Annotated in this window: 9 protein-coding genes; all 9 read right to left on the bottom strand. The window is 38.6% G+C overall.

Annotated elements, in window-relative coordinates:
* The coding region (locus ACJ751_RS16655; protein ID WP_407746652.1) for a hypothetical protein at positions 1-333 on the bottom strand (333 nt) is incomplete at its 3' end.
* A gap of 278 nt (positions 334-611) precedes the next feature.
* Complete coding sequence (locus ACJ751_RS16650) at positions 612-1067, bottom strand: GNAT family N-acetyltransferase (protein WP_407746651.1); 456 nt, start codon at positions 1065-1067, stop codon at positions 612-614.
* Positions 1068-1348: 281 nt separating this feature from the next.
* Positions 1349-2044 carry a hypothetical protein gene (locus tag ACJ751_RS16645; protein ID WP_407746650.1) on the bottom strand — a complete coding sequence of 232 codons (696 nt, stop codon included), beginning with the start codon at positions 2042-2044 and terminating at the stop codon, positions 1349-1351.
* 269 nt (positions 2045-2313) lie between these two features.
* Positions 2314-3486 (bottom strand): MFS transporter, encoded by a 1173-nt coding sequence (locus tag ACJ751_RS16640; RefSeq protein ID WP_407746649.1) that lies wholly within the window; start codon positions 3484-3486, stop codon positions 2314-2316.
* A gap of 68 nt (positions 3487-3554) precedes the next feature.
* On the bottom strand, positions 3555-4409 hold the full coding sequence (locus tag ACJ751_RS16635; RefSeq protein ID WP_407746648.1) for a helix-turn-helix domain-containing protein: 855 nt from the start codon (positions 4407-4409) through the stop codon (positions 3555-3557).
* 28 nt (positions 4410-4437) lie between these two features.
* The gene (locus tag ACJ751_RS16630; RefSeq protein ID WP_407746647.1) at positions 4438-5595 is read right to left on the bottom strand and encodes a S41 family peptidase; all 1158 of its coding nucleotides are present in this window, start codon (positions 5593-5595) and stop codon (positions 4438-4440) included.
* Between the two features lie 7 nt (positions 5596-5602).
* Positions 5603-6310, bottom strand: a complete 708-nt coding sequence (locus ACJ751_RS16625; protein ID WP_407746646.1) for a porin family protein — start codon at positions 6308-6310, stop codon at positions 5603-5605.
* A gap of 96 nt (positions 6311-6406) precedes the next feature.
* Positions 6407-7861 (bottom strand): hypothetical protein, encoded by a 1455-nt coding sequence (locus ACJ751_RS16620; RefSeq protein ID WP_407746645.1) that lies wholly within the window; start codon positions 7859-7861, stop codon positions 6407-6409.
* A 278-nt stretch (positions 7862-8139) separates the two neighbouring features.
* Positions 8140-9315: an alpha/beta hydrolase-fold protein gene (locus ACJ751_RS16615; RefSeq protein ID WP_407746644.1), complete on the bottom strand. Its 1176-nt coding sequence runs from the start codon at positions 9313-9315 to the stop codon at positions 8140-8142.
* Between the last annotated feature and the right edge of the window lie 321 nt (positions 9316-9636).

Below are 9636 nucleotides of genomic sequence, written 5' to 3'. Positions count from 1 at the left end.
GTCAATATCCCCTTCAAGACCAGTAATTTTCAAGTGACGTCCTTTATTTGTTAAACTAAGAATACCTTTTGCATATGGCTTGGTTTTTCCAATCTGTTTTTTCCAAACAATGTATTTACCATCGGCTTCAAAGGTTATTATCAAATCTTTATTCATTCTGTCGCCTTTTTCGGATTCAAGTTTGTCGGAAGCACTTAAAGGTTCGCTGAACTCTAAGCCAAAGTAAAGCCAACTTCCTGCTAATTTTTGTCTTATTGTGGCTTCTTGAGCATATATTAAGGAAGTTGTCGAAAATGAAAGTATCAACAATACGACTAAAGAATTTCTTATCATTTGTTTTGAATTAAGTTTAACGCCATCGATCTCTGTTTCTAGCGAATCGAAATCATTTTTAAACTCGATTTCCTGGGTTCCCAGACGTTGTAAGTCCTTTATAGATTTCTGTCATCAGTTCAATTTGTGGGTTCAAAGTATACTTGTGCCTGAATAAATTTCCATGTTTCTTTTTAAAAGAAAGGATATTCGAAAATAATGCTCCATAACGATAAATCATATATTTAAATTGATGAAAATCTATTAAATTATTCAAAAACTGGTTCACAGGGTCTTTTTTATACAGTTTCAAGGTTAAATGAAAAATGGACAACGGGGTCCTCTCTTAAAGGTTTTATAGAGCGATAAAACATTAGTGCTCCTCTATCTGACTTATCTGCCTGAACAAAAACTTCATAAAACCCTTTCTCTTTACATTGAGTAAGCAGATATTGCATTATCCTTTTACCAATACCTTTCCTTTGGAAGGATTTTACAACACCTAGGTCATAAATATAGACTAGCGGTTTATCTGGATAATACTGATCTAAAACATATGCTGTTACTCCCCCGACTATTTGTAGATCTACCTTAGCGACAATTACAAGAAAATTAGGCTGTGCCAGCAGGCTTTGTAAATGATTTGTATCGGGCAATTTAAAGTATGGCATTTCAAAAACCTCACTAAAAACAGTGATAAGTGATTGGAAACTCTCCACTTCATCGGAGAACAGTAGCTTTAAATCAAGATTCATATATATAGTAAATTTGAGTTTGTCTTACACCGGAAAAAAACTTTTTCAAAAAGATTCAACCCATAGATCATTGAATGAACGCAATGAAAAGTTCGGGTGGCCACCCAAGATATACCGAGTTTCCCGATGAAGCCCATAATATCTGGTATAAAACAAGTATAACACCAGGTTTATGGGATTGGCTCTTTTCCCAAAAGGCCGTATACTGCCTGGAAATCAAATAGTGATTGTTATTCTATCTCTGCCAACCTTGCGACAACCTTTGTGTATTGCATCTTATTTTATTCGAGATAGTTATTTATTAAATCAATTAACTTTTGTTCATTTTGGAATATATCTTCTCTTTTTATCCTCATAGCACTAAAAACCGCACCATGTCCTCCGTTATTGATTATTGCTAGAAAAGTACGATTAGTTAATGGGCAAAATTCAATTGTAAATTTATTGTACTTCCCAAATGTTAAGAAGGCTCTATTAAAGGCCTTGTATTCTTGATAAGATATTATAAACCCCTTGTATAAAGGCAAATCTGATACTTGATTACTCGCTAATTCTAAATTACTTTCTAAATATTTTTTAAAATCTTCTTTGTTGTAAAATGATGAATTGTGATTCAAATGATATTTTATAGGATCGAATTTATATTCCCACAATCTTTCATCTTGCTTTAATGGTGTAAATTTATCAATAATAGTATAGGTTTTAAGTTCGGAAATGCTATTTTTAAGAAAGTCACAAGCCAAATTATTAAATAAATTACACATTGAATCAGTCCAGAAGCTTGGAAATCTACTATCAATTGGGTTACTGTAGCTGGAGTATAAAGTAACAAGCTTATCCCATTCTTTCTTTAATTGATCGGAGATGTCGTCCAGCCAGTGAGGATCAGTATAGTAGAATTCTCCATTAATATCGACTTTTTCTTCTTTCCAAAATGGAGTGCCAGATCCATTAATATAAAAATAAAGGGTTTGCATTTGTCGGTTCTTATCTTTTTACAAATATAACCTTATCTAGGAAGGTGAATGGTTTTGGTATGGGAGTTCCTTTGATAAGTATGACAGACTCTGCCCGGATCTATGAATATACGCACACCAGGTAATTCAACGAGTTAATATAAACTTACCACCAATTGCGGCAAAACGCCTTCAGTCATTGGATCTGAAGCCGCTTTTAATTCGAAATTTTATTTGCTGTCCCGCCTCGATGAGCAATAAAGGATGCCTTATGTAGGGATTACAAGAAATTACTTTTTATTTCGTATAATTAATATCGCCAGTAAACAACTTATACCTCCTAATATATAAACAGCCTGATAATTATACCATCCTGCTATCAGGCCAGCTAAGGGTCCTGCCAGCCCTAAAGCAAGATCAAAGAAGGCTGCATAAGCTCCTAATGCAGTACCTCGCATCTGTGGCGATACTTTTTTTATAGCTATTACTCCTAATGATGGGAAAATAAGAGAAAAACCTATTCCAGTTAAACTACAGCCTATGATCGCATTTGCTTTAGAAGCAGAAAAGCCCATAAGGAATTGACCTGTAACTTCGATAATCAATGAAATCAAAGCAACTTTATATCCGCCATACTTATCAGGAAAAAATGCAAAAAACACCCTGGTCAATATATAGCATGCTCCAAACAAAATAAATGACAGAGAAGCATCTCCCCAGTTTTTCTCTGCAAAAAACAAGGATACAAACGAGGCAATACAGGCAAACGCCATTGATGAGAAGGCTAAACCAAGACCTTGACCCGCAACCTGTTTTACTACTTTGTAAAAGGGCGTTCTAACCTGTACGGTCGCTACAATAAGTTTGGGAAGTTTACCGGTTGCGAGCCAACTAACAAAAGACAGGATTATAATTATAGCAAAAGCGCTTACAGTACCATAGGTTTTTGTCATCCAAATGCTAAAAGGGGCGCCGATAGCAATGCCGGCATACATGGCGATACCATTCCAGGTCATTACCTTGCCCGAGCGCTCCGGACCAACCAGGCCGATGCCCCAGGTTAAGGCTCCTGTAACCAACATGCTTTCTGCTACGCCATGTATTATTCTGGATAGCAAGATCAGCGCTAATGCCAGTATAGTGTAATGATGTAAAGTAGCTGCAAGCACATATACTATTCCTGCAACTAATACGAATAGTACTCCAGTGTCTTTACTTCTTTTGGCGCCTTTGGTATCTGCAATCTTACCAGAATAGGCGCGCGTTAATAAAGTTGCCAGTGATTGCAGGCCAATGACCACACCGATAATGAGGCTGCCAAATTTTAAATCATTTTGAATGAACCCGGGAAGTATGCCTAAAGACATTCCCATAGTAAGGTAAACTGCAAATACCGAGACTACAATTGGAGTTATTAATTTATAGAAACCGGTATTACTTTTTTGCAAAGTGGCTGAATACATGTTTGTGTCGTTTTATTTAAATAACGATCACAAAACTATAAACGTAGCAGGCCCCGGCAGGCTGTTATTTAATGGCTATTATTGGACAAAACATGGTTTTTGCTTCTAAAAGCAGCGGCAGCCAGGCCAGCATTATTTTTAAAAAAACGAGAGAAGTAAGCCGGATCTTCGTAGCCCAGCTCATATGCAATTTCTTTTACATCCAGATTTGTATAGTATAATAAACGTTTCGCTTCCAGCATAATTTCCTGGTGTATCCAATAGCTGGATGGAAATCCTGTTATTTTTTTAACAACTTCATTGAGATAAAGTGGCGTTATACTAAGTAAGGATGCGTATTCTTTTACTTGTTTAAGCTCTTTATATTTTTTATTTACTAATTTCCTGAACTGAGTAACAATATGATGCTTCTGGATACTGGCCTCGTTTACGGTGTACCGGGAATGCATAATATTGGATGCGATCATAACTATTGTACTTTCCAGAAACGCATTTATCAGGTTCTTTTGTAAAGGCGATCTTTCCCGGGTTAGAACATTTGTCAGTATTGGTATAATATCAAAAATGGCATCTTTTTGCTGTACAGAAACATACTGCTGCATGTGTAAATAAGTATCAAAAACTTCCCGACATCTTTTTGTTACTAATCCAGTCTCTACAAAAAGCCACCAACCACTACAGTCTTTTTGTTTTACAAATCTATGTACCTGTCCGGGAGCTATAAAGCACAGAGAAGCATTGCTTAATTTAATTTCATCAAAGTCTAATTCCAAAACCAGCATGCCTTTTTGCTGCAATATGAACATATAGTGATCATCTCTGTGCGGGCTTTGTATGCCAGTGCTTAATCCCTGAATAGGAACAAGATCAACCCCCAATGGGCCAAGTTCGTCAGTATGTATAGTTATAGCAGGTTTCGCCATAGATGTTCATTCATATTTATGGAAGATCTTATTTTAGTAAGGTAAGCGCACTTTCCAAAGCGGCATCCTTCCTCAAAGACAGTTTATCCAGATTGAATGCTACAGGCACATCCGGTGGGAAGCCTACGCCTTCATATCGATTCCCGTTCGCATATTTGAAAGCCGCTGATGACGTATATACCGAAAGAAAGCCGGGAATAGAAAACTGTCCGTCATTATACACTATCTTGTCGGTAATGGGCCCGGTAGCGCCCCACGTATTTTCTCCCACCACCTTGCCGGTGGGAAGGGTATGCACAGCCATGGCTACTATTTCTGCCAGTGACCGGGTGTAGTTATCTGCCAGTGCGATAATAGGTATATTAAAATCATTTCCCCCGGCAACGGGCTGAACGAATGCCCTGATCCAGGGTGTAAAAGCCAATCGCCCATTGCCACTCTTGTAATGCGTATAACCGATGTGCAAAGGACTGGTTATGAAATGTCCCATCAAAAAATTAAGATCCACCACATCGCCTCCCTTATTATTGCGCACATCTAAAATAATGCCTTTAATATTATCCGGGAGGTTTTGCAACTGGTTGAAAAAATACTGAAGCACCGCTTTAACTCCATTATTGGACGTTGCCGACCACGCTTCTTCCAGTGAAAATTGACTGCACGTAAAATAGAGCACTTGTTTGTTGATGATGGCGCATGCAGCATATAATTGTTCGTTAGCAGCATTTACATATTCACCATACCGATATCCTGCGTCGAAATACCCGGAATCAACCGAAAGATATAAAAACGAGCTATGGAAGCCGGGGGTGTTTTCTTTTCTTTCCAGTGCCGGAAATATATACGACCCATTAATAACAGGGGGTACAAAATTTATGGAATAATGCGCATCGATCAATCCCTTTGTCATTTGCCTGAAATAGATAAGGGAACGTTGCACATCATTGTCGTTTTGTAAATTTAACTGAGAAAATTGTGACCGGAAGCGGTTGTACATGTCATCCCAATTCGTAGTATCCACATCCCAATACACATAATTTGTATTCATATTGTTCCAGAACTGGTCAAATACCTGGCTAAAACTCTCAGGGGGAACATCAGTATTACTGAGCGATGAACTATTCTTTCTGCAGGAAGCAAGATACAGCAATAAAAAGATGGTGACCAGGAACGTTCGTACATGCATAACTTATTTATTTAAGCCTATAAAGGCAGCCCGCAAAAATAACCCCGGTTTGATTGCGTTGTGCTTTTTGATTGATCATGTAATGCTTTTGCATATCGGTAAACGATAGATAAACAGTTGAACCGGCTACAAGCTGCAGCTTCTTTTGAATCTTCCACTCAACCCCCATTCCTGCTGCCCCTCCCCATTCCACCCTGTTATCACGTTGTGAGTTGAATTGATAGCGCTCGTTGTAGACTGCCAGTTGGAACGCCTGTGTTGTTTGGCCCGATGCGGATGTACTTCTGTTTATAGCAAAAAGATCCGGCGTATTACCCTTTACCCGGCCGGATAGCCAGTATGCCACATAGGGGCCAACATCGGCATACATGATTAGCCGTTTGCCCCATACGAAATGCGCCAATACAGGTAACTGAAGATAAGTATTGTTATAATTTGTATACACGCCGCTGAGGGAACCGGTGCGCTCTATGCGGTAGTTCTTTTTAACCAAAGCAGGAAGCGCTTTGGCATAAAGCCAATCATACAATCGTACCTCAACAGGTGTTTCTATAATATAACCAGCCCTACTGGTAATGGTAGTAGCTGAACGATCAGCCATATCGGCCTGTAAATAATTGAATCCGGCCCCACCCTGAAGGCCAATATATACCTGTCCCTTCGCCAACAGAAAGGTAAAAGCCAAATGCGTGAGCAAGAGCAAACTGTATTTCAATATCGCTTTTTTAAAAACAGCCCCACCCGCTTACCGGGAAGGGCTGTTTTATTGATCACCGGTTTTTATTTACTTTTCAATACAACAAATAAACGCTTAATTGACAATGTTTGCAAGGAAAGATTTTACTATAGTTATAGGGTGTATCGATGGGTTGTTTGGCGTAACCACAATGGTAAGTCTTAGCGCTACTGTACCTGCTGTCAGATCATCATATCCCCATAAGTAATTGCTGCTGCTTGTTACCCGGTAATACGTGGTTTTGCCAATAGTCTCAGCAACCATGCCGCTCCTTAATTTTCCGAAAACAGGGCTGGTAGCCAAACTATTTGGTATCATAATATCTACACCGGTAACCTGTACACTGGCAATGCCGGCAACATAAGGATTTACAACCAATGAATACGGGTTTGCCGGTAAAGAAAAACTGTTTTGCGTTGTAGGCGCATTACCACCGCCGGGCGCTGTTGCATAGGTGGTGGTTACTTTCACGGTTGGCCGGGCTGTAAGGTTGAACACGCCCATGATATTATTGTTAGATCCGAAGGGCGCCAAACCAATTACAGATTGACTATTGGGTTGTCCGGGCAGCACCAGTTGCTGGTTCATCAATCCCCCGGAACTAACCTGCGTTCCTGTTAATGAGATTTGCGTATTTATTTTCAGATCTACATCCTGGGTGGTAGGGCTGCTGCCACCCAGGATGCCGTTGAAAAAGCCATTAATGGTATTTCCCAGCGCACCGCTCACTGCGCTCTGATAAGCATCTGAAAGGCCTACCACGTCAGATGCGCCAAAGGCTTCTATCGCCCCTTGAACCAGGGTTCCGCCTAAATTAAACGAGCTGGGTTCTGTGATGGTGCCGGTTAAAGTGCCGGTTTGAGTACCATTGATCGACAATTGGGTTACATTGATAAACTGTCCGTTCCAGGCAATCCCAAAATCAGGGAAATTGTATTGACCTACTACCGGATCATAGGCCAGCTCATACTGGAAGGCAAACCAGGTACCTGTAGATGAGTTGAGCGAAGATATTTGATATACTTTTGAAATAGTGGAGGCATGTGCAGTAGCATCTACCACTTCACCGGCTTCAAAATTGAGCATGGTGGAAGGGACATTACCATATACAGCCAGACCATGGTTCACATAATTGGAATAGACGGTAGTGGCCGGCTGCCAGAGATAAAACCGCACCACCCCTTTATACGGATTGTATATTGCAAAGAACCAGGGAATGCCCGCATTGGATACCACTGCCTTGTTCACTGAAAATGTATTGTAGATCAACTGCCATCCATCAGCGCTATGGTAATCATTTACAATATTGGCATCGATGACCGTGCTTCCGGATGCCCACGGTTTTGGAACTGCGTTGGCCGGATTTGAAGGCATGTAATCTGCAGAGGGATCATCCCAGGTAAAATTTTCACTTTGAATAGTGGCTTTAGCGCTAACAGGCAGGGTAACATTGTTAATTTCCTGTTTTTTACAACTGTAAAGGCATGAGATGCCTGCAAGGAGTATAAAGCATACTACTAACTTTCTCATTGTGCATGGTTTTATAGATTAAAAATAAATGCTATGCTGTACTTATAACAAAATGATGAAGGGAGAGAACTTATGAAGTAGATCTTTCAGGAACATGCGCTTTTATAATATAATGTGCGTGGTGATAATTATTAATATTATAATGCATGTGAAATGTATAAGGTTAATAATAATGTGTCCGAAAGTAAATAAAATAACTATAGCAGGTAAGGCATTAACATCTGGTTAATGAAGTAGTTTAAAAGGAGGGACGTAGTAATTAGCTGTTATTAGCAATTTTATTTGTTGTGTTTTAGCTGATCCAACATTCTTTTTCCGTTTTCGTTATCTGGATTTAATAGAATTGACTTTTCATAGTTTTTTATAGCCATCAGTTTTTCACCTTTTAGCATGTACGCTTCGCCCAGGCTATCATAAACGTTATATGAATTTGGATAGTTTTGAATATTCTGTTTAAATATTTCAATAGCACCATCAATATTGTGCAGGTGTAGTTGCATGTATCCGCAGTTATTTACAAAGTCCTCAGTAGGCTTAATAATATATCCAAATTCTTTGGATAATTTGTTGAAGTGTAATTCGATATCTCTGTAGGTCATTCTGGTTGTATCATAAAAATCTATGAACCAGTTAGTATATAAAAACTTAAGCGCATCAAACATGCTTTTGTATGTAACCGAAAAATGATTTTCATCTGGATATTGCTTAAAATCCCATTTAAAAGATTTTGGGGCATATTGCTTTAATTGTTGAACAAGCAGGTCAACTTTTTGGGTCCCTTCATTTCCAATAGTGAGGAATAATTTTCCTGATAATTGCCTTTGTTGTTTAAGTAATAGACCAAAATCATACAAAAGTTTTACATTGTCATCATGAATAGCCGGACTAATTAAAATTGAAGCCTGAAATAATTCTGGAAATATATTTTTACTATAAAGGGCAAATTGTCCTGCCAGTGAATGTCCCATAAGAATTCTATATGGCTGAGTTCGATAATTTCTATCTATAGCAGGAACCAATTCCTGCTGTATAAATTTTAAAAACTTCCCTCCTCCCTCAGTTGTTGATACAATATCGGAATCTTCTTTTCCATTTAAAACAGGATGTGCCAGATTTAAGTCTTTCCCCCGGTCAATATTTACAATTCCTACAACAATCATTTCAGGAATTCTATTACGGTCGTAGTCAGAAAGATAATCTACCAATTGTGACACATATTTAAAATGTCCATCACCATCAAGCAAATAAATAACAGGATAGGTTTGATTGGTTGAAGTATAGTCGGTCGGAACATGAACCCAAATGCTTCTTTGTTGATTAAGAATTTTTGAGTTCAGTAAAAACGCAATTTCATTACTCGAAGGGATAGTATCTAATTGCGCATTCATGGAATGAGTCAGGAAACAAAACAGGAGTGTTAAAACGAATATTTTGTAAGTTTTTTTTGAAGCCATATTTCAAATATATAATTGTAAGGATTTTGTCCACAAAACTACAGCAAACAAACCGGCACTTTTGCATCAGATTGCAGGAATAAAAAAAGCCTGAAGACCGCGAAGACCTTCAGGCTTGATATAGTAGTGATTAAAAGTCCACCGGCAATACAGCTTATTTCTGACCGGCTGCACTTTTAAAGTCCGTGATGGTCTTTCCATCATAACGATACACTCCATCGGATGCGCCAAACCAAATATTTCCTTTATCGTCCTCTAAAATCCCGGAGATCATTGGTTTATTTGTTATTTCGGTTACAGTTGGCTTTTCATTGGTCAATG

The sequence above is a fragment of the Niastella sp. genome (genome assembly GCF_045805085.1).
GTDB lineage: Bacteria > Bacteroidota > Bacteroidia > Chitinophagales > Chitinophagaceae > Niastella.
The sequence above is the reverse complement of the archived record's forward strand: the minus strand, read 5'-3'. Positions and strand labels throughout refer to the sequence as shown.